At 74.1% G+C, this 24802-nt stretch carries 20 protein-coding genes; 1 reads left to right on the top strand and 19 read right to left on the bottom strand.

What is annotated here, in order from left to right:
- Positions 1 to 25 precede the first annotated feature (25 nt).
- The 15 genes from hypF to AAFN69_RS07485 all read right to left on the bottom strand — a co-directional run bounded on the left by hypF (position 26) and on the right by AAFN69_RS07485 (position 17472).
- Positions 26 to 2395, bottom strand: coding sequence for a carbamoyltransferase HypF (gene hypF / locus AAFN69_RS07555; RefSeq protein ID WP_347727537.1), 2370 nt, complete (start codon positions 2393 to 2395; stop codon positions 26 to 28).
- Entirely contained in the window at positions 2392 to 3285 is an 894-nt protein-coding gene (gene hypB / locus AAFN69_RS07550; protein WP_347727536.1) for a hydrogenase nickel incorporation protein HypB, read from the bottom strand. The genes hypF and hypB overlap by 4 nt, the downstream gene beginning before the upstream one ends.
- A 3-nt stretch (positions 3286 to 3288) precedes the next feature.
- The gene (locus tag AAFN69_RS07545) at positions 3289 to 3687 is read right to left on the bottom strand and encodes a hydrogenase maturation nickel metallochaperone HypA (RefSeq protein WP_347727535.1); all 399 of its coding nucleotides are present in this window, start codon (positions 3685 to 3687) and stop codon (positions 3289 to 3291) included.
- A 250-nt stretch (positions 3688 to 3937) separates the two neighbouring features.
- Entirely contained in the window at positions 3938 to 4480 is a 543-nt protein-coding gene (locus AAFN69_RS07540; protein ID WP_347727534.1) for a hydrogenase maturation protease, read from the bottom strand.
- On the bottom strand, positions 4477 to 5883 hold the full coding sequence (locus tag AAFN69_RS07535) for a hypothetical protein (RefSeq protein ID WP_347727533.1): 1407 nt from the start codon (positions 5881 to 5883) through the stop codon (positions 4477 to 4479). Before AAFN69_RS07535 ends, AAFN69_RS07540 begins: the two co-directional genes overlap by 4 nt.
- Complete coding sequence (locus AAFN69_RS07530) at positions 5880 to 6623, bottom strand: DUF6084 family protein (protein WP_347727532.1); 744 nt, start codon at positions 6621 to 6623, stop codon at positions 5880 to 5882. The genes AAFN69_RS07535 and AAFN69_RS07530 overlap by 4 nt, the downstream gene beginning before the upstream one ends.
- Positions 6620 to 7288 carry a DUF5947 family protein gene (locus tag AAFN69_RS07525; RefSeq protein ID WP_347727531.1) on the bottom strand — a complete coding sequence of 223 codons (669 nt, stop codon included), beginning with the start codon at positions 7286 to 7288 and terminating at the stop codon, positions 6620 to 6622. Before AAFN69_RS07525 ends, AAFN69_RS07530 begins: the two co-directional genes overlap by 4 nt.
- Positions 7285 to 7944: a hypothetical protein gene (locus AAFN69_RS07520; RefSeq protein ID WP_347727530.1), complete on the bottom strand. Its 660-nt coding sequence runs from the start codon at positions 7942 to 7944 to the stop codon at positions 7285 to 7287. The genes AAFN69_RS07525 and AAFN69_RS07520 overlap by 4 nt, the downstream gene beginning before the upstream one ends.
- Complete coding sequence (locus AAFN69_RS07515; RefSeq protein WP_347727697.1) at positions 7941 to 9722, bottom strand: nickel-dependent hydrogenase large subunit; 1782 nt, start codon at positions 9720 to 9722, stop codon at positions 7941 to 7943. The genes AAFN69_RS07520 and AAFN69_RS07515 overlap by 4 nt, the downstream gene beginning before the upstream one ends.
- A 69-nt stretch (positions 9723 to 9791) precedes the next feature.
- Complete coding sequence (locus tag AAFN69_RS07510) at positions 9792 to 10880, bottom strand: hydrogenase expression protein HypE (protein WP_347727529.1); 1089 nt, start codon at positions 10878 to 10880, stop codon at positions 9792 to 9794.
- 49 nt (positions 10881 to 10929) lie between these two features.
- Positions 10930 to 12732, bottom strand: a complete 1803-nt coding sequence (locus tag AAFN69_RS07505) for an enoyl-CoA hydratase-related protein (RefSeq protein WP_347727528.1) — start codon at positions 12730 to 12732, stop codon at positions 10930 to 10932.
- Positions 12733 to 13025: 293 nt separating this feature from the next.
- On the bottom strand, positions 13026 to 14177 hold the full coding sequence (locus AAFN69_RS07500; RefSeq protein WP_347727527.1) for a hypothetical protein: 1152 nt from the start codon (positions 14175 to 14177) through the stop codon (positions 13026 to 13028).
- A gap of 1044 nt (positions 14178 to 15221) precedes the next feature.
- Positions 15222 to 15455 carry a hypothetical protein gene (locus AAFN69_RS07495; protein WP_347727526.1) on the bottom strand — a complete coding sequence of 78 codons (234 nt, stop codon included), beginning with the start codon at positions 15453 to 15455 and terminating at the stop codon, positions 15222 to 15224.
- A 47-nt stretch (positions 15456 to 15502) separates the two neighbouring features.
- A complete protein-coding gene (locus tag AAFN69_RS07490) occupies positions 15503 to 16255 on the bottom strand; it encodes a TNT domain-containing protein (protein ID WP_347727525.1) in 753 nt (250 codons plus the stop codon).
- 245 nt (positions 16256 to 16500) lie between these two features.
- Positions 16501 to 17472, bottom strand: a complete 972-nt coding sequence (locus tag AAFN69_RS07485) for a methionyl-tRNA formyltransferase (protein WP_347727524.1) — start codon at positions 17470 to 17472, stop codon at positions 16501 to 16503.
- Between the two features lie 339 nt (positions 17473 to 17811).
- Between AAFN69_RS07485 and AAFN69_RS07480 the strand changes: the two genes are divergently transcribed.
- Positions 17812 to 18234 carry a DUF350 domain-containing protein gene (locus AAFN69_RS07480; protein WP_347727523.1) on the top strand — a complete coding sequence of 141 codons (423 nt, stop codon included), beginning with the start codon at positions 17812 to 17814 and terminating at the stop codon, positions 18232 to 18234.
- Positions 18235 to 18306: 72 nt separating this feature from the next.
- On the opposite strand, the gene AAFN69_RS07475 is transcribed toward AAFN69_RS07480, so the two are convergent.
- The 4 genes from AAFN69_RS07475 to AAFN69_RS07460 form a co-directional block, all read right to left on the bottom strand.
- Positions 18307 to 19914, bottom strand: a complete 1608-nt coding sequence (locus AAFN69_RS07475; RefSeq protein WP_347727522.1) for an AlkA N-terminal domain-containing protein — start codon at positions 19912 to 19914, stop codon at positions 18307 to 18309.
- A gap of 73 nt (positions 19915 to 19987) precedes the next feature.
- Positions 19988 to 21310: an FAD-dependent oxidoreductase gene (locus AAFN69_RS07470; protein ID WP_347727521.1), complete on the bottom strand. Its 1323-nt coding sequence runs from the start codon at positions 21308 to 21310 to the stop codon at positions 19988 to 19990.
- 418 nt (positions 21311 to 21728) lie between these two features.
- Positions 21729 to 23177, bottom strand: coding sequence for an FAD-dependent oxidoreductase (locus AAFN69_RS07465; protein WP_347727520.1), 1449 nt, complete (start codon positions 23175 to 23177; stop codon positions 21729 to 21731).
- Between the two features lie 5 nt (positions 23178 to 23182).
- A complete protein-coding gene (locus AAFN69_RS07460) occupies positions 23183 to 24637 on the bottom strand; it encodes an FGGY family carbohydrate kinase (protein ID WP_347727519.1) in 1455 nt (484 codons plus the stop codon).
- Positions 24638 to 24802 lie beyond the last annotated feature (165 nt).

The raw sequence follows: 24802 nt of genomic DNA, 5'->3' as shown, positions 1-24802 counted from the left end.
GTTCCCGGCCGGGCCGGTCGGGGGGTCAGTCGCCGGCGGCCGTCCGCCCGGCGATCATCAGCTGGCCGAGCGCGACTCCGCCGTCGTTGGGCGGGACGCGGTGGTGGCGCAGGACCGTGAAGCCGTCCCCCCGCAGCGCCGCCGCGCAGGCCGAGGAGAGCAGGGTGTTGGCGAAGACCCCGCCGGTCAGGACGACGGTGTCCAGCCCGTGCCGGGCACGCGCCAGAGCGCACATCCGGTGGACGAGATCGGCGGCGCCGAGGTGGAAGCGGGCGGCGACGCGGGCCGCCGGCACACCGGCGCGCACGTCCCGGGCGACGGCCGCGAGGACCGGCCCGGACCCGGCGGTCACCGGGGCGGGTGTCCGCGTGTCCCCTGTCCCCACCGGGCGGGCGAGCGCGAAGCGGTAGCCGGTGCCGGCGGCGGGCGGACCGGCCTCCAGGGCGGCGGCCTCCAGCTCGACGGCGGCCTGTGCCTCGTATCCGGCGAGATGGCAGACGCCCGCCAGGGACGAGACGGCGTCGAAGAGCCGGCCCATGCTGGAGGTGGGGACACAGTGGAGACCGCGGGCCAGCTGGCGGGCGAGCACCCGGCGTTCGTCCGGCGGGCAGGCGGCCGTGCAGGGCAGATCGTCGCCCCAGGAGAGGCCGGCGGCGTAGAGATGGGCCAGTGCCATCCGGTAGGGGCGGCGCACGGCGGTGTCGCCGCCGGGCAGGGGCACCTGGGCGAGATGTCCGAAGCGGAGGAATCCGTCGTAATCCGCGAGCAGGAACTCCCCGCCCCAGACGGTCCCGTCGTCACCGTGGCCCGTGCCGTCGAAGGCGACCCCGATCACCCGCCGGCCGCCGTCCAGGCCGTGTTCGGCCATGGCGGAGGCGATGTGCGCGTGATGGTGCTGGACGCGTACGACCGCTCTGCCGTCCGCATGCCGCTCGGCCCACCGCCCGGAGCGGTAGCCGGGGTGCCGGTCCGCGGCGAGAAGGACGGGGGCGACTCCGGTGATGGACTCCAGCTGCCGTTCGGCGCGGCCGAAGGCTTCCAGGGTGGCGAGGTCGTCCATGTCCCCGATGTGCGCGGAGAGCCAGGCCCGGCGCCCCTCGGCTAGGCAGAACGTGTTCTTCAGGTCTCCTCCGACGGCGAGGGAGGGGCGGACGGGCAGCGGGAGGGCGACCGGGAGCGGGGCGTGGCCGCGGGCGCGGCGCAGAATCACCGGCTCCCCGTCGCACACCCGCACCACCGAGTCGTCGCACGGCACATGGATCGGCCGGTCGTGGGTGAGCCAGGCGTCGGCGAGCGGGGCGAGCCGCTCCAGGGCCTCCGCGTCATCGGTGACGATGGGCTCACCCGCGAGGTTTCCGCTGGTCATCACGAGCAGTCGCGGTCCCGGGGGATCGCCGGGCAGCCCGAGCAGCAGATGGTGGAGCGGGGTGTACGCCAGCATCACACCGAGGTCCGGGCTGCCGGGCGCGACCGCCGGGGAGAGCCCGGGGGCGCCGGCGCGGCGGCGCAGCAGCACGATGGGCCGCACCGGGCCGGTCAGCAGGGCTCGTTCGGCCGGTCCGAGGTGTGCCAGCGGCTCGATGTCGCCGAGGTCGCGGGCCATCAGCGCGAAGGGTTTGGCGCCGCGCCGCTTGCGGCTCCGGAGCAGCGCGGCGGCGTCGGGGTGGGCGGCGTCGCAGGCGAGGTGGTAGCCGCCGATTCCCTTGACGGCGAGGACGGCGCCGGCGGCGAGGAGCCGGCGGGCCCCGGCGACGGGGTCCTCCGGGCCGGCCCCGGTCCCGGGCAGCAGCCGGAGGCGGGGTCCGCAGGCGTGGCAGGCGACCGGCTGGGCGTGGAAGCGGCGGTCGGCGGGGTCGGCGTACTCACGCGCGCACTCGGGGCACATCGGGAAGCGGGCCATGGTGGTGTGGGCCCGGTCGTAGGGCAGGCCGGTGACGATGGTGAAGCGCGGCCCGCAGTGGGTGCAGGTGATGAAGGGGTGGCGGTGGCGCCGGTCGGCGGGGTCGGTCAGTTCGGCGAGACAGTCGGCGCAGGTGGCGGTGTCGGGCGGGACCAGGGTGCGGGCGGGGCCGCCCGGCCGGGAGGCGGCGATGGTGAATCCGGTGCCGCCGGTGGCGGGGAGTTCGTGGTGGTCGACGGATTCGACGAGGGCGAGCGGGGGTGCCTGCGTGGTGATCCGGTCGCAGAACAGGGCCACGGCGGCGGGGTTGCCCTCGATCTCCGCGACCACGCCCTCACCGGTGTTGGTCACCTGGCCGGCCAGATCGAGCGCGCGGGCGAGGGTGTGGAGGAAGGGGCGGAATCCGACGCCCTGGACGACGCCCCGGACGGTGACCCTGCGGCGCTGCACCGGCCGGGCCGCGGCGTCGCACGGCCCCGCCGGCGGGGTGCTCACGGCCGGTGCGGCGCCGCGCCGCCGTGGCCGGGGCCGGGTGTGGCGATGAGGGTACGGGGGTGGTCGTGACCGTGCGGGTGCTCGTGGTCGTGGTCGCCGGTGCCATGGTGGTGAGCGTCGTCCCCGTGGGTGTGTGCGTGATCGTGGTCGCCCGCGCCGTGAACGTGTACGTGGTCGCCGTGGTCGTGGCCGGTGTGGCGGTGGTGCGCCGCCATCACCGGGATGTGCGGTGCCGCGCCCGCCGCCGCGGCCAGCGCCCGGTCGAGCAGCGCGCCCACCCCCTCTCCCCCGCGCGCCGAGGTCAGGACGATCTCCACCCCGGGGTTGACCTGCTCCACATGGGCGCGGAACGCCTCCTCGTCGAAGCCGACCGCCGCCGCGATGTCGGTCTTGGTGACCACCACCAGCTGGGCCAGGCCGAAGGCGGTGGGGTACTTCAGCGGCTTGTCCTCGCCCTCGGTCACGGAGGCGAGCACCACCCGCAGGTCCTCGCCGAGGTCGTAGGAGGCCGGACAGACCAGATTCCCGACGTTCTCCACGAAGAGCAGCCGGGTCCCCTCGGGCGGCCAGCCCTCCAGATGGCGGCCGAGCATGCCGGCCTCCAGATGACAGAGCCCGTCGGTGAGCACCTGTTTGACCGGCACTCCGGAGCGGGCCAGGCGCACCGCGTCGTTCTCCGTGGCGAGATCGGCGGTCAGGGCGGCGGTCGCCACACCCCGCTCCCGCGCCAGCAGCAACTCCCGTTCGAGCAGAGCGGTCTTGCCGCTCCCCGGGCTGGAGAGCAGATTGACCACCGTGGTGCCGCGGGCGGCCAGCAGGGCACGGAGCTCGCGGGCGGCGTCGTCGTTCTTGGCGAGTACCGCTTGTTGCAGGTCCACGACACGGCACATGGTTCAGCCCTCCTGGGGGACGGGTTCGGGGGTGCGCGGCCGGGCCGGGGAGCCGTCCTCCCACCGCACGGCCGCGATCCGGAGTTCGCGCCCGGAGAGCAGTTCGGCGGCGGGCGCGGCACAGACCGGGCAGCAGAGCCGGGGCGGCATGCCGACCGCCCACTCGTCCGCGCAGGGGGCGCAGCGGGCACGGCCCGGCACTGTCTCGGTGATCAGTTCGGCGCCCTCCAGCACGCTCCCCTCACAGGCCAGTTCGAAGCAGAAGGCGAGAGCGTCGGGGACGACTCCGGCGAGTTCGCCGACGCTCAGCCGTACCGAGGTGACGGCGGTGACGCCGCCGGCCCGCGCCGCCGCCTCCTCCACCTGGCCGACGACGGCCATCGCGATGGACATCTCGTGCATCGGTCTCCGTCCTGGCTCCGGCCGTTCGCCGTCCGCGGGCCGGGCGGACCCATTACACGGCGCCGGGTGCGGGCGGGCGGTGTGGCTCGCCGGTGCCGGGACGCCGGGTACACCGTTCGGTTCAGGCGCCGGTCACATGCTGCGCATCCGCAGATAGCGCCGGATGTCGGGGAGGAACTGCTTCAGCAGCGCGGCGAGGGCGCCGGCGACCGCCGCGCCCTTGATGACGGATTTCTTCACGGGGTTCTCCTCATGTCGCGGCCGGTCCGGCCGGGGCCGGGGGCACGGATTCGGGCTGCGCGCCGTCGCGCACCAGGTCCAGGACACGGCGCACCGCCGCGGGCACCGCGGCGGCGACCGGCGGGCTGAGGCCGATGCCCTCCGCCACGGAGGCGGGCTCGCACCCCACCACCAGGACGCGCCGGGGCGGCACACAGCCGGTGCCGGCGCAGAGGGTGTCCAGCAGGGCGAGAACCGCGTCGGGTGACATGTGGTGGCCGTCGAGGACCGCGCGCTCCGGGGACTGCGCGAGGCCGTCGGCACCGGCGTCGATGAGATGGAGGGTGCCGGGGGCGGAGCCGCGCGCGGCGGCGTCGATCAGGATGAGGGTGTCGTAGCCGTCCAGCAGCTGATAGGCGAGGTGGACACCGCGTACGCCGATGTCCGCCAGCTCCACCCGCTCGGGCAGCGGGTGCGCGGCGAGCGCGCGGACCGTCTCGACGCCGAATCCGTCGTCGCCGAGGAAGATGTTCCCGGCCCCGGCGATCAGGGTCCGGGCGGCGGGCGGGCTCACGCGTCCTCCAGCGGGGTGAGTTCATCGGGCTGGAAGTAGAGGAAGCGGCCCTGTTCGCGGCGGATGTCGGCGCCCGGGTCGCCCTCCACGGTCACGGCGAGGTGCACCCCGCTGTCCACGTCGTGGAGCACGGCCTCGACCTGTGCGGTGCGGCCGTGCAGAAAGAGATCCTGGGCGTCGGTGCGGCGCGCTCCGGGCCGCAGCAGCACCCGGCTGCCGGCGCCGACCGGCCGGCCGGCGATCATCACCCGGTCGGCGCCGGGGGTGTCGGCCGCCGGATCCCACCAGGGTGTCTCCGGGCGGCGCACCCCGCCGCCGGCAGGGGCCCGTTCCGGCGGCGGCTCGGTGCCGGTCACCTCGCGCAGGGCGCGTACGGCGCCGTGGAGGCGTTCCAGCACCTCGGGCGGCATCGAGTCGGCCAGCTCGATCACGGCGGCGGCCCTGGCGTCGGTGCCCCGGGCCTCCCGTTTCTCCCGGTCCGTGAGGGCCGCGGTGCGCAGGGCGAGGATCTCGTCGATCTCGGTGGAGTCGTACAGCGCCCCGGGGCTCTCCGGCGCGACCGCCGGATGGTCCTCCAGGATGATCGGGGAGGAGAGCAGCAGATCGGTGCTGCCGGGTTCGCCCGCCAGGACCGGCCAGGTGTGTTCATTGCGGCAGGCGGCGACCGCGCCCCGGGCCCATTCGGGCGGGTCGGTCATCGAGAGGAACGAGCCCGCTCCGAGACAGAGCAGCAGATGGGCGGCGACCAGGGAGTGCGGCAGCGCGGCGTCGCGGTCCGCCGCGCCGTCCGGGGTCCAGGTGCCGGTGTTGGCCAGCTCGGCGGTGAGCCTCAGCACCCGGTAGGGGCCGTCGAGTTCGCGTGCCCGGATCCGTACCGTGCCGTTGACCTCGGCCCTGCGGCGGATCAGCCGCCCGACGACCCGGCCGCCGGTGTCGTGCACCGCTTCGGTCTCCGCGCCGCCGAGGCGGGTGAAGGGGACGGTGACGCCCTCGCCGGTCAGCTCCGCCACCGGGACGGCCACTTCGACGCGTTCCTCCACGCCCTCGTCCCAGGGGACCAGCACCCGGTCGTGGAGGTCGAGTTCGGGTACGGTCTCGAAGGTGCCGTCGGGCCGCAGCCGCTGCACGGTCCGGCGCTGGGCGTGGAGAAACCGCACCTCGGCGGAGAGGACGGCGCCCGGCTTGGGCTCGATCAGGCACTCGGTCCGCTGGAAGTGGTGCTCCTGCCGGCCGGCGCCCCAGGCGGGCGGCACCAGCACCCCGAACTGCCAGCGCAGCCGGTTCTTGGCGGCCGACGCCCGGTAGGGGTAGAGCACATACCCTTCGAGGAGTACGGCGTCGGCGATCTGCCGGGCGGTGGCGAACCGGGCCTCGGTCCCGGGGCTGAACACGGCGGTGCTCACGGCACCTTCCTCTCGTCGGCCGGCGGCGGTGCGGGGAGCTCGCGGGCGCCCGGGGCGGGTGCCGCGTCCAGGAGTGCGCGCACGGTCGCCTCCCAGGAGGGCAGCGCCCGGCGGGAGCGGAAGGCGAGCAGGTCGTCCATGGTGTCGCGGGGCAGCCGGAGCCAGCCGCAGCCCGGGAAGTGCTGCTCGATCATCTCCCGCCAGACCGGGACGGGGAGCCGGCAGACCGCCTCCCGGTCCCAGGGCACCGGCTGGACCCGGAAGCCGCCCGCCCCGGTGAACGCCGTGCCGGAGAAGAGCAGCAGGAGCGGCACCTCACCGCCCGATAGGGCCCCGCAGTAGCGGGCCGCCGCGACGTCCATGTCGTAGGTGCAGGGGACGGCGATCTCGGTCTCGGTCTCGCCGGTGAAGCCGGGCACCGTCACGGAGACCTGCGCGAACTGCACGGGAAGCAGGGTGCTCCCCCAGCGGGAGCGGTCGCCGAAGAGATCCGTGAGCCCCTCGGCCTCCGCGCTGTCGTAGTCGCGCCGGGCCGGTTCGATCCGGATCTGGCAGCGCAGGACGAGGGCATGCACCCGGGAGCCGCCGGACGCGGTGACCCGCAGCCGGAAGACCAGGGTGGGCCCGGCCGCGTACGGGTCGGCGCGCACCCCGGCGCAGCTGAAGGAAAGTTCGGGCGGCGCGGCGGGCGCGGCATGCGGCGGGTCGGCCGGAAGGGGCGCCGGCGCGGTCCCGGTCATGCGGTGTCCGTCCCGGAGACCGTGCGGGCCCGCCGCGCGATGTGCGCGAAGTACGACCGGAGTTCGGCGCGGGCCCCGGTGCCGCCGTCGAAGCCCTGCCAGCTCAGCCGCAGCCGTCCGACCAGTTCGTAGCAGCTGTCGATCGGCACCAGATGGCACTCCGTCCGTCCCTCGTGGCGGTGGAGCAGCAGTGCCTCCACATCGGGTTCGAGCAGCGCGGCGAGCGGGCCGGCGTCGAGTACGGTCCGCCGGGCGGTGTCGTCGAGTTCGTGCTCGGTGGCCCCGGCCGGGCCGGGGTAGAGGGCGACCAGCCGGTCCAGGGCGGTGTTGTGGAAGACGAAGGCGAGACCGACCGGGATCCGCAGGAGCTCCCAGGCGCCCTGGTCGAAGCGGTGCCCGGGATCGGTGAGCCAGCGGTCGGGGATCGCGCGGAATCGGCCGCCGGCGGCGCCGGACCGGGCGAACAGCAGCGCGCAGGGGACGCAGGCGCAGGCCAGTGACCGCTGTTCGGTGTCGGCGAGATGGCGGTGGTTCCCCTCGGCCACCGGTACGCCGCAGAGTTCGCACCGCTCCGGCCGGGGCGGGCGCGGCTCGGTGAAGCGGCGCAGCGTCCGTACCGGGGACGGCCGGGGGCCGGGGGCGGTGCCGGGGACACGCGTGCTCACGGTGCCGTCACCGGGGCCGGTCCGGGTGCGGGGTGTCCGGCGCGAGCGGGTCCGGCGGCGGCCGGCGGGCGGGTTCCGATCTGGATCAGGGCCGGTTCCCGGGGGCCGGCGGCCGGCCGCAGCTCCACGCCGGTCACCTCGGGTGCGAAGCAGGCCAGGGCGTTCTCCACGGCCTGCCGGGCGGCGGACGCGGTGCTCGGGCAGCCGCAGCCGGAGCCGCCCGGGGAGCGCAGCCGCAGCAGTCCGGTGGCGGGGTCGAAGTCCACCAGCTCGACCGGGTGGTCGCGCACGCTCGCCAGGGCGCGGGCGATGCGGGCGGCGGTGTCCTCGGGGTGGATTCCGTGCAGCACCAGCAGGCTCGCGACCAGTTCGTCGCCGAGCAGCCCGGCGAGCGGACCGGTCCCGGCTCCGGCGGTTCCGGATTCGGCGGTTCCGGATTCGGCCTCGGCTCCGGGTTGCCGTGCCGCCGGTGACCCCAGCAGTGCGACGACCCGCGCGAGACCGGCGCCGTAGAACTCCATCAGGGCGCGCACCAGCTCCTCGGCGGCCTCGGCCGCCGCCGGATCGCCGGCCGCGGCCAGCCGGTCCAGGATCTCCTCCACCCGCTGCCCGGCGCGTTCGGCCGCGGGGGCGGCCGGGGCCGTCGCGGCGCTCATCCGGCGAAACCGCTGAGGCCGGTGGGCACATGCATCTTCTGCACCGTCTTCCCGCCGCCCACATACATGTGCACACCGCACGGCAGACAGGGGTCGAAGCTGCGCACGGCGCGCATGATGTCGATGCCCTTGAAGTTCTCCGGGGTGTTCTCCTCGAAGATGGGGGTGTTCTGCACCGCGTCCTCGTAGGGGCCGGGGGTTCCGTAGCTGTCGCGGACGCTGGCGTTCCAGGGGGTCGGCGGATACGGGTGGTAGTTGGCGATCCTGCCGTCGCGGATCACCATGTGGTGGGAGAGGACCCCGCGCACGGCCTCGGTGAAGCCGACACCCAGCCCCTCGTCCGGGACCTCGAACTTCTCCCAGGTCTGGGTGCGCCCGGCGCGCACCTCCGCCAGTCCCTTCTCCGCGCAGTGCAGGGCGATGGCGGCGGCGTACGCCTGGAAGTAGGTCCGGGCCCGGTTGCGCTCCAGCGCGTTGCTCCAGCGCGGGATCTTCCACTCGAAGCGGGTCTCGGGCTTGGTCATGGTGCGCGGCAGGGTGATGACGACACTGTCGCCGGTGGCCCGGACGTAGTCCGTGTTCACCAGCCCGGAGAGCGCGGTGGACCAGAGCCGGGCGATCGGGCCGCCGCCGGTGTCGAGCGCGAGATGGTCCTTGCCGTCGAACCAGCGCGGGGACATCACCCAGCTGTAGTTGCCCTGGAAGTCGCGCTTCTGGGGTGCGGGGATGGTGTGCTGGTTCCAGGGGTGGCGGGGGTCGACCGGATTGCCCAGCGGGTCGTGGGTGACGAACTGCTCCTGGCCCTGCCAGTCGTCGTAGTAGGAGCTGCCGAGCAGGATCCGGATGCCGAGATTGATCTCGGTGAGGTCGTTGGTGACCAGTTTGCCGTCCACCACGATGCCGGGGGTGACGAACATCTTCCGTCCCCAGTCGGTCATGTTGGCATAGGTGAAGTCGCAGTACTCGGGGTCGTTGAGCGCACCCCAGCAGCCCAGCAGCACCCGGCGGCGGCCGACCTCCTCGTACCCGGGCAGTGCCTCGTAGAAGAAGTCGAAGAGGTCGTCGTGGAGCGGGACGACACGCTTCATGAACTCCACATAGCGCATCAGCCGGCTGAGGTAGTCGGTGAAGAGCTGGACGGAGGCGATGGTGCCGACACCGCCCGGGTAGAGCGTGGAGGGGTGCACATGGCGGCCCTCCATCAGACAGAACATCTCCCGGGTGTACCGGCTGACCTGGAGTGCCTCGCGGTAGAACTCGCCCTCGATGGGGTTGAGCGAGCGCATGATGTCGGCGATGGTCCGGTAGCCGTGTTCCGCGGCATGGGGTGACTCGGTGCGCTCGGCGAGCTCCAGGACGCCCGGGTTGGTCTCGCGGACCATTTTCTCGCAGTAGTCGACCCCGACCAGATTCTCCTGGAAGATGTTGTGGTCGAACATGTACTCGGCGGACTCACCGAGGTTGATGATCCACTCCGCGAGATGGGGCGGCTTCACCCCATAGGCCATGTTCTGCGCGTAGACCGAGCAGGTGGCGTGGTTGTCGCCGCAGATGCCGCAGATGCGGCTGGTGATGAAGTGCGCGTCGCGGGGGTCCTTGCCGCGCATGAAGACGCTGTAGCCGCGGAAGACCGACGAGGTGCTGTAGCACTCCGCCACCCGCTTCTGCTTGAAGTCGATCTTCGTGTGGATGCCGAGACTTCCCACGATCCGGGTGATCGGATCCCAGGACATCTCCACCAGACCGCCGGAGTCGGCGGCCTTCGTCGTCGGTGCCATCGTGTGTGCGGTGCCCTTCGTCATCAAGTCCTGTCGCGGGAGGGTGAATCACCCGGGGAGCGGCGGCGCTCACCAGGGCGGGCGGTAGCCGGTGGTCAGCGGGTCGCCCCGATGCCGCCACTTCGGCTCCTTGTCCACGGTCCTGGCCGTGATCGAGCGGAGTCTGCGGATCACGGCGCCGTAGGCCCCGCTGGCGGTGCTGGAGAGCTTGCCGCCCGGCGGTTCGTCCATGAACGGCATGAATTTGTCGGGGAATCCGGGCATGGTGCAGGCGATGCAGATGCCGCCGACGTTCGGGCAGCCGCCGATGCCGTTCATCCAGCCGCGCTTGGGGACATTGCATTTGACGACCGGGCCCCAGCAGCCGAGTTTGACCAGGCAGCGGGGCGAGTCGTAGGTGTCGGCGAACTGTCCCTGCTCGTAGTAGCCGGCCCGGTCGCACCCCTCGTGCACCGTGGCGCCGAAGAGCCAGACCGGGCGCAGCTTGTCGTCGAGCGGGATCATCGGCGCGGAGCCGGCGGCCTGGTAGAGCAGATAGGTGAGGGTCTCGGAGAAGTTGTCCGGCTGGATCGGGCAGCCGGGTACGCAGACGATCGGGATACCGGCCCTGGACTTCCAGTCCCAGCCCAGATAGTCCGGCACACCCATGGCACCGGTCGGATTGCCGGCCATCGCGTGGATGCCGCCATAGGTGGCACAGGTCCCGATGGCGACCACGGCGAGGGCCTTGGGCGCCAGCCGGTCGATCCACTCACTGGTGGTGATCGGCTGGCCGGTCTCCGGGTTGTCGCCGAAGCCGCACCAGTAGCCCTCCGGCTTGATCGCCTCATTGGGGATGGATCCCTCCACCACCAGCACGAAGGGGTCGATCTCGCCGCGCTCCCCCTTGAAGAACCACTCGATGAAGGTGTCCGCGCCGCCCACCGGTCCGCACTCGAAGTCGATCAGCGGCCAGTGCACCTGGATTCTGGGCAGGCCGGGCAGCACACCGAGGACGATCTCCTCGATGCTCGGCTGCATCGCGGCGGTGAGCGAGACCGAGTCGCCGTCACAGCTCAGCCCCGCGTTGATCCAGAGGATGTGGATCGGGGGGTCCTCGGCGGCACTCGCGCCGGGCGCGTCCGCCGTACCGGCCTCGGCCGGCGCTGCTGCGTTCATGGGAGTGCCTCCTGAGGGAGGAATACGGGGGAAAATTCACATAACTGCATCAATCATCTTGATAGCAGCCGTCCGGCCGCCGTGCGACCTCATCCGGGCCCGATCCGGTGACACGGCCGCCGTCCGGCCGGAACGTTCCGGACCGGGAGCCCCCGGGGCGGGGCCGGATGAGCGGCCGGGGCGTGCTGATGTGCGGCGGTGTGCGGTCCGGGGGCTCCTTGCGGGCGAAGGCGCGCCGCAGCGCGTGATAGGGCGCGTCCGGGTCCAGGAAGGTGCGGCGCATCCGGGCCAGCTCCTCCTCCCGGTGGGCGGCGAGCGGTCTGACCGCCTCCTGCCGGTCGCGCTCCGCCTTCTTGGCGGCGATCCGCGCCGTGACACCGGGGGACGCGGCGAGCCGCACCGCGAGCCGGCCGGTCTCGGCGCCGAACTCCCCCGGCGCGACCGCGAGCGTACGGTCGACCAGGCCGAGCCGCTGTCCGGCCGCGGCGCTCACCGGCAGCGCCTCCCGGGTGAGCCGGTCCGCCGCCTCGGCACCCACCCGGCGCGGCAGGGTGTGCGTCCAGTACTCGGAGCCGTACAGCCCCATCAGCCGGTAGTGCGGGTTGAGCACCGCGCCCGCCCTGCACCACACCTCGTCGGCGGCCAGCGCCAGCATCATCCCGCCCGCCGCCGCGTTGCCCGCCACGGCGGCGACGGTGAGCCGGTCGGTGGTGGTGAGAACGGCCTCCACCAGGTCGTTCATCGCGTTGATATTGGCCCAGGACTCGGCGGCGGGATCGCCGGCCGCCTCGATGACCCGCAGATGGATGCCGTTGGAGAAGAGATCCCGGCCGCCGCCGATGACCAGGACGGTGGTGGGCCGGGCGCGGGCGGCCCGGTAGGCGTCGAGCAGCCGGCGGCAGTCGTCGGTGCTCATCGCGCCGCCGGGGAAGGAGAAGGAGAGGAAACCGGCCCGCCCGCTCTCCCGGTAGCGGATGTCGGCCAGGGTGCGGCCGGCGGACGGTCCGGTGGGGGCGGGGAGCTCCGGCAGTGCGGGCAGCCGCCCGGCGAGCGCCCGCACGGCGGGCAGTTTGCAGGGCGCGGGCCCGCCCGGCGCTCGGCGGGCCCGCAGCTCGGGGATCCACACGGCGCCGTCGGCGGTGGCCCGGCAGATCGCTCCGTTCCGGGTGGCCAGCAGCTCCCCGGGGGTGCCGCGCAGGCCGTCCTCGGGGCAGCCGCCGTGCAGATACCAATCGGCGCCGAGGAGCTCGTCCAGGACTCCGGGCCGGGAGTCGGCGGCGCGCAGCTTGCGCACCACCGTCTCGGTGGGGTCGGATTCCCAGTCGATCCGGCGCAGTTCCTGGCGGAACCAGGGGCGCGTCCGGGCGGTGCCGGTCTGCGCCCAGGGGGTGTACGTCCCCGACGCGAAGCGTTCCACCGCCAGATGGACCGCGTCGAGCGCGGCGTCGGAGATCTCGTTCCGGTAGAGATCGCTCTTGCCCACCCGGGGTACGGGGCAGGCCACGGACGCCCACACATCGCCCGCGTCCATCTCGGCGCCGGCCTGAAGGACGGTCACTCCCCAGCAGGCGGCGCCCTCGTGGATCGCCCAGTCGAGTGAGGACGGCCCCCGGTCGCCGGGCGGACCCGGGTGCACGATGAGACAGGTGTGCGCGGACCAGATGTCCTCGGGGACGGCCCGGGTCAGCATCGGCGCCAGGATGAGATCGGGCCTGTTCCGGTCCACCGCCCGCCGCAGTGCGGCATCGCCCAGGGCGAGCTCGGCGGCGACGGTGTGGCCCCGGTCGCGCAGTTCGGCGTGGACGCGCTGGGTGAGACTGTTGAACGCACTCGCCACGAGCAGAATGTGCACAGCGGCCTGCCTCCCGTCGTACCGGAGATCGGGTCCCGTCCCGGAGGTGTCCGGGTCGTCCGCGATCGTCCGGCCGCGGGGGGTGTGGAGTGGTGTGACGGAGCCGTGACGTCACCCGAAAGCGAGGCGGTGGGCGACCAGTCGGCCCTTGGCCGGCCGGCCCGGACCCGCCGCGCGCCGCCACCCGGTGCCCGTACCGCGGAGTGGGGAACACCGCGGCACGGGCCGGCCGGGCCGCTCCGACACCCCCCACGGGAACGGAGACCGCCCGGCACCCGGAAGAACGGCGCGGATCAGCCGGCGGTTCGACCGTCCGGCACGGAATTCACCGCGGAGGCGGATCCGCGCGGGGAGCACGCCGGGACCGGCGCGTCCGGGCGGCGCTCGTGCCAGAGAGGGGTGGGCGGGGGCGGCTGCGGGCCGGTGCCGGGCGGCGCGGGCTGCCCGGGGGCCGGGCGCTCGGGGCCGGCGTACGCGAGCAGCGGCCGGGGCAGGCCCGGCATGAAGCGGATCAGCGGCTCGCCGCCCTCCCGGCGGTGCGAGGCGACGATCCGGTCGTAGACCCGGAGGTCGAAGGGGGTGGCCGGCTTCCAGAACATGTGCGCGCCGTGGCGCACGCCCATGTCCCCGTCGGTCATCTGCTGGACGACCTCGGTGTAGGGGCCGGGATCGAGCCGTGAGCCGTCCGGGTTCATCAGGTCGAACAGGTCGTGATCACCGGTGAAGGGGTGCCACTCCCCCGCCCGGTCCCGGCCCCACACCACCCCCGCCCGCACCGCCACCTCCGGCGGACTGCCGTCCGGGCCCCTGGCGGTGAGGCGCTCCATCGCGGGCCCCAGCTCGCGGTACTCCTCGTACCGCAGGGCGAACCGGGCGGCCAGCCGCTCGCGGGCCCCGGGGCGCGCGGTCCGGTCCACCGCCTCCACCGCCCCGGCGGTGGGCGGAGCCGGGTCGAAGAGGCCGACCAGACCGATGTTGGCGGGGTGCGCGCCGAGCAGGACATCCACCTCGTTGATGGTCTTGGCCTTGATCTCCTCCGGCTTGGGCAGCGCGCCGCGTTTCAGATGGGCCACCGACTCGGGGTTGGTGGGCCGCACCTCGATGACGACGCCCCTCCGGTCGGCCGTGCCCTGGAACTTGCGCTGATTCTCCACGGGGATGCCGAGCACCCGTTCCGTGTACGCGGGCGACACCTGCACGACCCGGAGCCGGTGCGGCGCACCGCGCGGTGCGCCGGTACCGGCGGAGAAGGCGGTCCCCCGGCCGTCCGGTCCGCGCCGCGGCGGCGCGGCGGGCACGGGCAGTTGCGCGCCCTGCGGCACGCCCGGGGCGGTGCCGGCCGGCCGCTCCCGCTTCCCCTCCGGGTGCCGGAGGGCGTACCGGACGCCGCCGGGCACCACCACGATCCGGCGCAAGGCCGGTCCGAACCCCACCTTCCGGGCCATGGTCGGCTGCCCCTCTCCTCCAGCGGCGTCTGCTCCCCGTCCCCTTCCGGAGGCGGGGCACCGCACCGTCATCGGCGCCGGACGATTCCCGGTGCCGATGGTTCATCCGCAGTATGTTGCGCACCACCTGGGGCAGCGCCGGAGTATCGCCTCTCCTCGGTGCACCACCGGTGGAGCGAACGGGGTGGAAGCCCGCCGGCCCGGGCGGCCGGCGCGCCCGGGTCACCGTGCGGCCGCCGCCCCGCCCGGCGGCGGAGCTCGCCACCGGACGCGGGTGGACGATTGTGGACACGCCCTGCTCGAAGGACGGCCGCGCCGGCGTCGACCCCCGGGCGTGGTGTCCGGCCGGCACCGTGTCCACCGGACACCCGCGCACAGAGGCGGCACACCGTCGCGAGCCCGATGACGCACACCCGGAACGCGAGCCGCCACGAACCCGCGCCCGGCACCGGGGCACCCGTCCGCCCGCCGGCGGCGCGCGGTCGCGGGAGCGCGGGATCGCGCTCGCGCGGGTGGCGGTGCGAGCCGGTGCGAGCCGGTGCGGCGAGATCGTCCATGGCGTTGATACTGCTCCGGGATTCCTTCGCCGGACCGGTCGCGGCTTCAATGACACCCGGGTGGATGCCGCCCGAAAAGAGGTCCCGCGGGAACCGGGAGCCGGCCGGCGCGGGCCGGAAAGACGGACGGCGGACGCCTCGGCACCCGTCCGCGCGAGCATTCCGGCTCCGGTCACCACCCCACTGCGGTCGCCACCGGCGCGGAACACGGCCGCGGCATCACCCGTCCGCCCACGGGATTCCGCTCCCTCACCCGCCGACGGATTCCGCACGGTGGTGCATGCGGTCCTCACCTTCGCCGACCGCGCCACCGACCCGGCGGAGAAGTTCGCCGCCGAGGTACGGAGATGTTCCCGTTCCTCGCCGCTCCCGCCGTACGACGACCGCTGAACCCGCTCCCCCGGCGGCGGGGCGAGAGCAGGAACACGGGCCCGCCGTCCGCGCGGGGCGGCGGTCCCGTGTCCCGGTCTCCGGGCCGGGGGCCTCCTCAGGCCGGCATGCCCGGCAGACGCGCGCACGCGGCGGCCTCGGTGGAGTGCCGGAGGACGGGACGGCGCGCCCCGCGCTCGTACGCCCCGGTCACCCGGGTGCCGTCCGGCCCGCTGCTCGGACAGAGGAAGTCCGGCGGAGTGGGGGACGGTTCATGGACCGTCTCGATCCAGTGGTACGTCTCCGGCACGGCCGCCCGCCGCGGCGCGAGGCCGAGTTCCCGCCGGTTCACGAGCGCGTTCTCCCCCGGGTGCGGGTCCCGCGGATGGCCGCCGGCGCTCACGAGGAGGCCGCGACGGCCGTCCGCTCGGCGGTGGCGTGGGTCAGATAGCCGTTCTCCAGAAGCCACTTCACGCTGAGCCGCTGCCCCGCGCCGGGGTTGAGGAGGAGCGGGTCGAGCTTGATCTGCCGGCCGCCGCCGGGCTGCCCGAACCAGGGGGCTATGGAGCCCTGCCACACCGTGAAGGTCCTGGCGACCCGGTAGACGCGGTAGTCGCAGGGGTGGGCGGGTTCCCGGGTGTTGAGGTTCTGCGGCGGCAGGGCCCGCTTGGCGCAGGAGTCCCCGGCGGGTGCCAGATAGGAGCCGAACTCCGAGCCGAAGCGGTCCAGCCGCTGTCCCGGCACCAGCGCCGTGGCGCGGCGGTCGATCTCGCCGTTGACCTCGGCGAAGCCGTCATTGGGCGGGTACTTCCAGCCGCCGGTGTCGGCGGGGCCCTCCCAGTACTTCTTCAGAAACGTCTTCGCGCCGAGCCCGCCCGTGCGGTTGTAGCCCTTGAGCAGCGGTCCGACCGGGCCCTGCCGCTTCCTGGCCAGATGATCCGGTCCGAGCCGGGCATCGTCCCGGTACACCCCGGTGCAGGGTTCGGGCCGGGCGGCCGGGTTCACCGCGCCCGCGACGGCGCTCTCCGGAGCCGCGGCTCCGGAAGGCGTCCCGTGCTTCACGGGTTCGGGCTCCGCGGCCACCGCCGAGGGCGCCGCGAACAGGGCCGCGGCGGCACCGACGGCGACAACGGACACTCGCAGGGACTTCACGCAGATGTCTCCTTCAGGGATAACGCACTGTCATATGTGCCAATTTCGGGGTAAGTCACCGAAAATCTGCACACGGCATCGAACACACCCGGAGATTATCCGGTCGCACGGCGTTCATGCCGGGACACCGCGGGGATTCCCGGCGGCGGACCGGACGCGCGCGCCACAACACCCCACGGACAGAAGGCGGGCATGGGCCCGTACCGCCCCGGCGCGCCGATCGCGGCCGGGGCGGATGGCGGGGTTCAGGCGCGCGGGGCGGCGGGCGGGTTCGGATGGCTGGTCAGATATCCGCCCATGGTGCGGAACCAGTCGCGGGCCGCGTACTCGGTGCCGTCGTCGGTACGGACCCGTCGCACCAGGAGGCCGGGGCTCGCGCCGCGCCGCGCGTGGGGACCGGCCACGATGACCACACCGTCCCCCTCGGGTATGAAGATCCGCCCCGGAGTGCCGCCGTAGTTGGCCGCGGACGGGACAGCCGAGAGGATCCGCAGCCGCTCGCCCCGGTGGAAGGCATAGGCGTTGGGGTACGGGTCGGACTGGGCGCGCACCAGCCGTGACAGCTCCTCGGCGGTCCAGGTCCAGTCGATCCGGCTGTCCTCCAGCGACCGCTTGTGGAAGAAGCTCGCCCCGGAGCGGTCCTGCGGTGTCCACCGTGCCGTGCCCGAGTCGATCAGTTCGAGGGATTCGGTGACGATGGGGCCGATCAGGTCGACGGTGCGGTGGAAGAGATCGGTGGCCGTGTCCTCGGGGCCGACCGGGACCGCGCGCTGGAGCAGGATCTCCCCGGCGTCCAGCTCGCCGTTCATCCGGTGCGCGGTGACCCCGACCTCGGACTCGCCGTTGATGAGTGCCCAGATCAGCGGCGAGAAGCCGGCATAGGCGGGCAGCAGCGAGTCATGGACATTGAGGGTGCCGTACCGGGGCAGATCGTGGATCTCCGGGGGCAGCCAGGTGCGCCAGTTGTTGGCGACGATCAGATCGGGCTCGGCGCGCTTGAGGGTGTCGAGCAGTTCCTGGTCGTCGGGGCGGTTGCGGAGCAGGACCGGCACCCCGTGCTCGGCGGCGAGGTCGGCGACGGAGTCGCCCCAGATGCGCTCGTACACATGCTCGCTCCTCGGGTGTGTCACCACGAGAACCACATCGTGTCCGGATTCCAGCAACGCCCGCAAGGTGCGCTGCCCCCAGGTCTGGTAACCGAACATGGCAACCCGCATCTTGTAGCCACTCCCCTTTCGCCCGGCCGTGCCGGACGTGTCGTGTCGGGCCGACCGCCGCCCGAACCGTGCCTCTTCACAGCGCGACCGGATCAGAGAGGACCGCCCGGAAGTAAGGCCAACCTTACCTATGCTCCGCGTATTGCGAACCCCGAACCCCATTGCGGGCCAACGGATTTCGCGCGCCGTAGCCGGAGCGGCACACCGGCGGACCGGCACCGCTCCCGGTGGGCGCGGGCCCCGGGCCGGACAGGGCGCCGGATCGGCGGGAGCGGCCGTGCGGTAGATTTTGCGCGCCCTTGACCGGCATCATTTTTCGGACACGGAGACTTGCCCCCAATGAGCGACATCGTCCATGGCCTCGGCCGCGCCGGCGCGTACGGCGCACTCGGCCTGGTCCTTCTGATTCTCGGCATGGTCCTGATCGACCTGCTCACCCCGGGCAGGCTCGGCCGTCAGATCTGGGAGGACCGGAACCGCAATGCCGCGCTGCTGCTCAGTTCGGCGCTGCTGGGCATCGGGGGAATCGTCTTCACCTCGATCTGGACCACCTATGAGGACTTCGGCAAGGGCCTGGTGTCCACCGCCGCGTTCGGGCTGCTCGGTCTGGTGATGATGGCGCTGGCCTTCCTGGTGGTGGATCTGATCACCCCGGGCAGACTGGGCGCCACGCTGGTGGAGCCGGAGCCGCATCCGGCGGTCTGGGTGACGGCCTGCTGCAACATCGCGGTCTCGGCGATCATTTCGGCGTCCATAGCCTGACGCCGGTCACGGCGCGAAGGGGTCCGGTCCGGGTGCGCGCACCCGGACCGGACCCCTTTGTCACGCGTGAGCTCAGGGGGCGGACCGGAGGTGCTGGGTGGCGTAGCTGCGCCACGGCTCCCACCGGGCGGAGCCGGAGACCGCCGCGCCGGCCCGGGCCATGCCCGCCAGGACAGCGGGGTCGTCGCCGAGCAGGACATCGGGATCGCCGAGGGCGCGCATCCGGATGTGGCCGGCGGTCCCGGGGGTGATGCCGGGGAGGGCGAGGAGCCGGCGCTCGGCTTCGTCCCGGTCGGCTCCGGCGTCGAGGACCAGGGTGCCGTCGGCGAGAGCGGTGGTGAGGGCGTGCAGCGCGGCACCCCGGCCGGGCGGCGCGCCGGCCGGACCGGGACCGGCCGCGGCGAGTGTCCCAGCGGCCGGGAAGAGATGGGTGAGTCCGCCGCTCGGTTCGCCCAGGGGCTGCCCGTGGGCGGCGATCAGTGCGTTCCCCTCGGCGCGGGCCTCGCCGGAGGGGTGGTACGAGCCGAGCAGGGCGCGTACGGCCAGTTCGTGCGGATCGGGGGTGCCGGGGACGCGCAGCCCGGGGCGGGCGGCGACGAGCGGGGCGAGGGCGGGGTCGGCGGAGAGGCGTTCGGCGACGGCGTACGGATCCGCGTCCAGATCGAGGAGCCGGCGCAGCCGCTGGGTGGCGGTGGTGAGGTCGCGCAGATCGGTGAGATGGAGCCGGCATTCCAGCCGGCCGCCGCCGTCGGCGGGGACCGTCCGGCTCCGGTCCGCCGCGCCGCCGGTGGTACGCGCTCCGGTGGTACGTGTCCCGGTGGTACGCGCTCCGGCCGCACGTGTTCCGGCGGTACGTGTTCCGGCGGCAGGTGTTCCGGCAGTACGGGGAAGGCCGCCCGCCTCGGCGATCTCGGCGATACCCGGCCCGCCGGGAAGGCGCAGGGTGCGGCGGTAGATCCGGGCGCCGCGCTCCCCGGTGACCTCCTCGACGCCGGTCAGTGCGTGGGCCGCGAGGTGGTCGAAGAGGGCGAGGGCGTCGTACGGGCCGCGGTGGGGCAGCCGCAGCGGGATCCCGGCCCGGCCGCCCTCGGGGGTGACCGGGCCGAATCGCGCGGCCCGCCCGGAGCGGGCGGTGCGCAGCTCACTGGGTGTGGCCGCGTAGATGGCCCGGATGGTGTCGTTGAACTGCCGGACGCTGGCGAATCCGGCGGCGAAGGCGATCTCGGCCGCCTGCAGGGTTGTCGTCTGGAGCAGCACCCGCGCGGTGTGACCGCGCTGCGCACGGGCCAGCGCGACGGGTCCGGCGCCGACCTCGGCGTTGAGCTGCCGCTGCACCTGGCGGGGGCTGTAGCCGAGCCGGCCGGCGAGTCCGGTGACCCCCTCCCGGTCCACCACCCCGTCGCCGATCAGCCGCATCGCCCGCCCGACCACATCGGCGCGGGCGTTCCACTCCGCCGAGCCCGGTACGGCGTCGGGACGGCAGCGGCGGCAGGCACGGTAGCCGGCCCGCTGGGCGGCGGCGGCCGTCGGATGGAAGGTGACGTTCTGCCGTTTGGGGGTGATCGCGGGGCAGCTGGGCCGGCAGTAGATACCGGTCGTGGCGACCGCGAAGAAGAACACCCCGTCGAATCGGGCGTCCCGGCTCGCCACCGCCTCGTATCTGCTGTCCTCGATCGCCATACGGCCAGTATGGTCGCGCTCCCGGGCCCGGACCGGCGGAAATCGGACATGACGTTGGGGGGCGGGCCCTCGCTCATCGGGGGACGGCCTCGATCAGCAGCTCACCCCCGTCGGGGTCGGCGTCCGCCATCCAGCCGGCCCGCAGACGCAGCGGACGGCCGGGGTGTACGGGGCGGGTCACCGGCCGGCGGTGCAGGAGCCGGCCGTTCTGGGTGACGGTGAGCCGGGGCAGCCCGAGCGGCCGGGACGCGCGCAGGATGAACCGGTCGTGCAGCGGGGCCGGGCCGTGCGGATGGATCCGGCCGGGGGCGATCCACAGCAGCGGGCCGGCCGTCCGCAGCGGGAGTCCGGGTCCGGGCCAGGGCGCCCCGGCGAGATGGCGCAGGGCCACTCCGGCGGCGGCCCGGCCCTCGGCGGCGGCGACATGGGCGCGTTCGACTCCGTGCAGGAGGTTGCCGGCGGCGAGGACACCCGGTACGGCGGTGTGGAATCCGGTGTCCACGGAGGGGCCGCGGGTGCCGGGGTCGAGCGGCACGCCGCCGAGCCGGGCCAGTTCGTGTTCGGGGATCCAGTCGCCGGTGAAGACCACCGTGTCACAGGCGATGGTGGCGGTCCTGCCGTCCCGGTGCCGGACGCGCACCCCGCTGAGCCGGCCGCGGCCGAGCAGCTCGGTGACGGTGGTCATGGCGAGTACCGGGATCCGGCGCCGCAGCGTCGGCAGGGGCCGGTACGAGTCCTCCGCGACGACGGCGACGGTCTCGGCTCCCCCGGCGGTGAGGGCGAGCACGGCCGCGGCGGCGATGGCCCCGGTGCCGACGACCACGGCCCGGGTGCCCACCCGGGCGCCGTGGAGATTGACGGCCTGCTGGAGTTCGCCGGTGGTGAGCACTCCGGCCGGCCGGGTGCCGGGCACCAGCCGGGCGGCACGCGGCCGTTCGCGCGCCCCGGTGGCGAGGACGACGACCCGGGCGGTGACGCGTTCCCGGCCCTGCGGTCCGGTGGTCTCCAGGGTGCGGGGGCCCGCCCAGCCGGTGACGGTGATCCCGGTCCGCAGCCCGGCCCCGGCCCGTACCGCCTCGTCGACGAGGAGACGGGCGTACCCGGGCCCGGTGAGAGCGGTGAAGGGGGCGCGCGGCCCGAAGCCGCCGTGCAGACAGTGCCGGGGGATCCCGCCGGCCGTCCGCTCCCGGTCCAGCACCTCCACCCGTCCCGCACCGCTCGCCGCCAGCCGCGCGGCGGCGGCGAGCCCGGCGGGCCCGGCTCCCACGACGAGCGCGTCGACGGTACGCGCCACCACGCCGGCGTCCCCGGGACCCGGATCCGCCCAGGGCACCCCGCCGCCGGCCGCCGCGTGTCGCGCCGGGGCTCCGTCCCGCCGGCCGCCTGCTGTCGTCATACCGCTCTCTCCATTCCGTCCCTGATGCCCTGCCACCTGTCCGCGCCGCCGGAGCGGCCGGACCTCGCGGGCCCGGTGTCCGCCGGGGAGTACGCCGGATCGGTCCCGGCGGCCCGGGTCCGCGGCCACATCCCGCCTCCCCGGCGGCGACCGCCCGGGCCCCGCACGGCCACCGGGGCGACGCCCTCCGCCCGGCAACCGGCACCCGGTCCGCGTCCGGCCGCCCCGGGACGGCTCACCGCCCCGGCCCGGGCGGACACCGGGCCGCGAAACCACCGGCCCGGCGCACGACCGGCCCGGCGCACGACCGGCGCGCATGCGCGCCGCGCCGGACCCGCGTCCGAGGCCCGCCCCCGCGGAAACGGTGCCGCGAGGCGGGCGCGGCCGGGAGGGCCCGCACCGGCGCCGTGCGCGCGCCTCAGAGGCCGCCGACCGTCTCCTCCGGCCGGCGCCCGGGGGGAATCCCGGCCGCGCCGCCGGCGAGGAGCGCGCCGACCTCCGCGCCGCAGTAGAAGCCCTGGCAGCGTCCCGCGCGGGCCCGGGTGCGGCGGCGCAGGCCGTCCGGGGAGCCCGGCGGGATCGTGCTCGACAGCGCGTCGCGGATCTCGCCGCGCGAGACCCGCTCACAGTGGCAGACCAGGGTGCCGTACTCGGGGTCGGCCGCGATCAGCTCGGCCCGCTGCCAGGGGCGGGGGAACGCCTCGCCCAGATTGGGCATGCGCGGCGGGGCGGGGTCGCGCAGGGGCGGGCCCGGATCGCAGCCGGTCTCCGCCAGGAGCTCCATCACATGTGCGGCGATCGCCATGGAGGCGGTGAGTCCGGTGGAGCGGATGCCGCCGACCGTGATGTACCGCTCGCCGGGGTGCGCGCGGATGCGGTAGTCGTCCTGTTCGGTGGCGGACCGCAGGCCCGCGTAGACGGTGGTGACCTCCTCGTCGAGGAGTTCCGGGAGAATCCGGGCGCCGTGCTCCCGCAGGAAGGCGAGACCCTCCGCGGTGGAGCCGGTGGCCCGCTTGTCGTGAAGGTCCTCGGCGGTGGGGCCGAGCATGACATTTCCGTACACCGTCGGGGAGACGAGCACTCCCTTGCCCAGCGCGGTCGGCACCGGGAGGAGGATGTGCCGGACCAGGCCGCGGGCGAATTTGTCGAAGACGATCAGCTGTCCGCGGCGCGGGGTGACGGTGAAGTCGGTGTGTCCCAGCAGACGGTCGATCTCGTCGGCGTACAGCCCGGCCGCGTTGATCAGATGGCGGGTGCGCACCGCGCCCCGGCTGGTGGTGAGTTCATGGTGGGGGCCGTCGGTGCCGGCCGCCCGGACCCGGCAGTTGAGGTGGAGGTCGACTCCGGCCCGTACCGCCTCGGTGGCGTAGGCGAGGGTGGTGGTCCAGGGGCAGATGATCGACTCCCCGGGGACATGGAGCGCGCCGAGCGCGCCGGGTCCGAGCCGGGGTTCCGCGCGGTATACGCCGGCGGCGTCGAGCAGCCGGGCCTCGTGGTAGCCGTTGCGTTCCGCCTTGGCGGCGAGGGTTGGGAGCGCGTGGAGTTGTTCCCGGTCCCAGGCGACGAGCAGGGCGCCGAGGGGCTCGACGGGGATTCCGGTTTCGGCCGCGTACGCGGCGAGCAGATGCCGGCCCTCCTGTACGAGCCGTGCTTCGAGGGAGCCGGGGACGGCGTCGAACCCGGTGTGCAGGATGGCGGTGTTGGCCTTGGAGGTGCCGTTGCCGACATCGTCGGAGGCGTCCAGCAGCGCGGTGCGCAGCGGGCGGCGGGCGAGTTCGCGGGCGATGGCGGAGCCCACGACCCCCGCGCCGATGACGACGACATCGTACGGGGGGCCGGGGAGCGGTCCGGTGGTGCTGACGGTCACGTTGATCAAGGTACCCGGGTGGTTTCGGGCGTCCGCGCGAGGAGGGCGGTCACCTCGGCGCGGAAGCGTCCGAGGCGGTCGGCGGCCTCCGCCGCGCCGATCGCGGGCTCGTAGACGGCGGAGGGCCGCCAGGCGGGGACGGCCTCCTCGGCGGTGAGGCCGGGTTCCGCGCCGAGCCGGGCGACGGCACCGACGCCGAGGGCGGTGGCGTCGGGCAGTGCGGAGACCTCCACCGGCCGTTGGAGCAGATCGGCCTGGGTCTGCATCAGCAGGGCGGATCTGGTGAGTCCGCCGTCGACCCGCAGGGTGGTGAGGGGTTCGCCGAGGTCGGCGGCGACGGCGTCGGCGAGCTCGGCGATCTGTGCGGCGATGCCCTCGCACAGGGCCCGGACGAGCTGGCCGGGGCCGGTGTCGAGGCCGAGGCCGGTGAGGGAGCCGCGGAGGTCGCCGCGCCACCAGGGGGCGGCGAGTCCGGCGAGTGCGGGGACGAAGGTGACGCCTCCGCTGTCGGGTACGGCGGAGCCGACCGGGTCGAGGTCGGCGGCGCCGGAGATGACACCGAGTTCGGTGAGCCAGCGGACGGCGGAGGCGACGGTGTAGACCTGTCCGTCGAGGCAGTAGCTGGTCCGGCCGCCGAAGCGCCAGGCGACACAGCTGACCAGGCCGCCGGCGGTGCGGCGCGGGGTCTCCCCGGTCTGGGCGAGCAGGAAGGCGCCGGTGCCGTAGGTGCATTTGGCGGTGCCGGGGCGGGTGACGCTCTGGGCGAGGAGGGCGGCCTGCTGGTCGACGAGAAGTCCGGTGAGGGGAAGCGCCGGCCCGAAGGCGGTGGTGGTGCCGAAGCCTCCGGCGCAGTCGACGACTTCGGGAAGCCGTTCGCCCTCCAGTCCGAAGACTCCGAGGGCCTCCGGCGACCAGGCGACCTTCTCCAGGTCGAGGAGCTGGGTGCGGCCGGCGGTGGCGGCGTCGGTGACGAAGGCGCCGGTGAGCTGGTGGACGAGCCATGAGTCGGTGGTGGTGACCACGCCCTCCCGGGTGAGCTCGCGCCGTATCCAGGCCATTTTGGGGGCGGCGAAGTACGGGTCGAGGGGGAGCCCGGTGATCCGGTTCAGCGTCGCGGCGTGCGGGGCGAGTTCCGCGCAGAGCGGTGCGGCGCGGCGGTCCTGCCAGACGATGGCCTCGGTGAGGGGGGTGCCGGTTCCGGGGTCCCAGGCCAGGACGGTCTCCCCCTGATTGGCGAGTCCGACGGCCGCGACCGGTTCGCCCGCCTCGGCGAGTGCCAGGCGGCCGGCGTCGATGACGGAGGAGAGGAGTTGCCGGGGGTCGGCCTCGACGCTGCCGCCGCTGCCGTGGCGCGGGGCGACGGGTGCGGAGCCGGTTCCGATGACTCCGCGTTCGGGGCAGATGACCAGGGCTTTGGTGCCGGAGGTGCCCTGATCGACGGCGAGTACGGCGCTTGGCATCGGCCACCATGTTCTTTCCGGAGGTGCCGGGTGTCCGGATGAACACCCGGGTGGTTCCCGATCATTGACGACATGACAGGGTGGAGCAGGTGACGGTCTTCGTCAAGAGATGTCAAATCCTCTTGAATTTGCTCCGACCGTTCCACGATGTGACCGATCCGCATC

This window comes from Streptomyces sp. CAU 1734 (genome assembly GCF_039888735.1).
Classification (GTDB): domain Bacteria; phylum Actinomycetota; class Actinomycetes; order Streptomycetales; family Streptomycetaceae; genus Streptomyces.
This window is presented reverse-complemented; position numbering and strand designations above follow the sequence as displayed.

Excerpts from the sequence above, each read along its gene's own strand:
- AAFN69_RS07510 (WP_347727529.1), bottom strand. The coding sequence starts at position 10,880 with ATGAACGCAGCAGCGCCGGCCGAGGCCGGTACGGCGGACGCGCCCGGC.
- AAFN69_RS07500 (WP_347727527.1), bottom strand. The coding sequence starts at position 14,177 with ATGGCCCGGAAGGTGGGGTTCGGACCGGCCTTGCGCCGGATCGTGGTG.
- AAFN69_RS07460 (WP_347727519.1), bottom strand. The coding sequence starts at position 24,637 with ATGCCAAGCGCCGTACTCGCCGTCGATCAGGGCACCTCCGGCACCAAA.
- AAFN69_RS07475 (WP_347727522.1), bottom strand. The coding sequence starts at position 19,914 with ATGGCGATCGAGGACAGCAGATACGAGGCGGTGGCGAGCCGGGACGCC.
- AAFN69_RS07480 (WP_347727523.1), top strand. The coding sequence starts at position 17,812 with ATGAGCGACATCGTCCATGGCCTCGGCCGCGCCGGCGCGTACGGCGCA.
- AAFN69_RS07485 (WP_347727524.1), bottom strand. The coding sequence starts at position 17,472 with ATGCGGGTTGCCATGTTCGGTTACCAGACCTGGGGGCAGCGCACCTTG.
- AAFN69_RS07470 (WP_347727521.1), bottom strand. The coding sequence starts at position 21,310 with ATGACGACAGCAGGCGGCCGGCGGGACGGAGCCCCGGCGCGACACGCG.
- AAFN69_RS07515 (WP_347727697.1), bottom strand. The coding sequence starts at position 9,722 with ATGGCACCGACGACGAAGGCCGCCGACTCCGGCGGTCTGGTGGAGATG.
- AAFN69_RS07545 (WP_347727535.1), bottom strand. The coding sequence starts at position 3,687 with ATGCACGAGATGTCCATCGCGATGGCCGTCGTCGGCCAGGTGGAGGAG.
- AAFN69_RS07530 (WP_347727532.1), bottom strand. The coding sequence starts at position 6,623 with ATGACCGGGACCGCGCCGGCGCCCCTTCCGGCCGACCCGCCGCATGCC.
- hypB (WP_347727536.1), bottom strand. The coding sequence starts at position 3,285 with ATGTGCCGTGTCGTGGACCTGCAACAAGCGGTACTCGCCAAGAACGAC.
- AAFN69_RS07520 (WP_347727530.1), bottom strand. The coding sequence starts at position 7,944 with ATGAGCGCCGCGACGGCCCCGGCCGCCCCCGCGGCCGAACGCGCCGGG.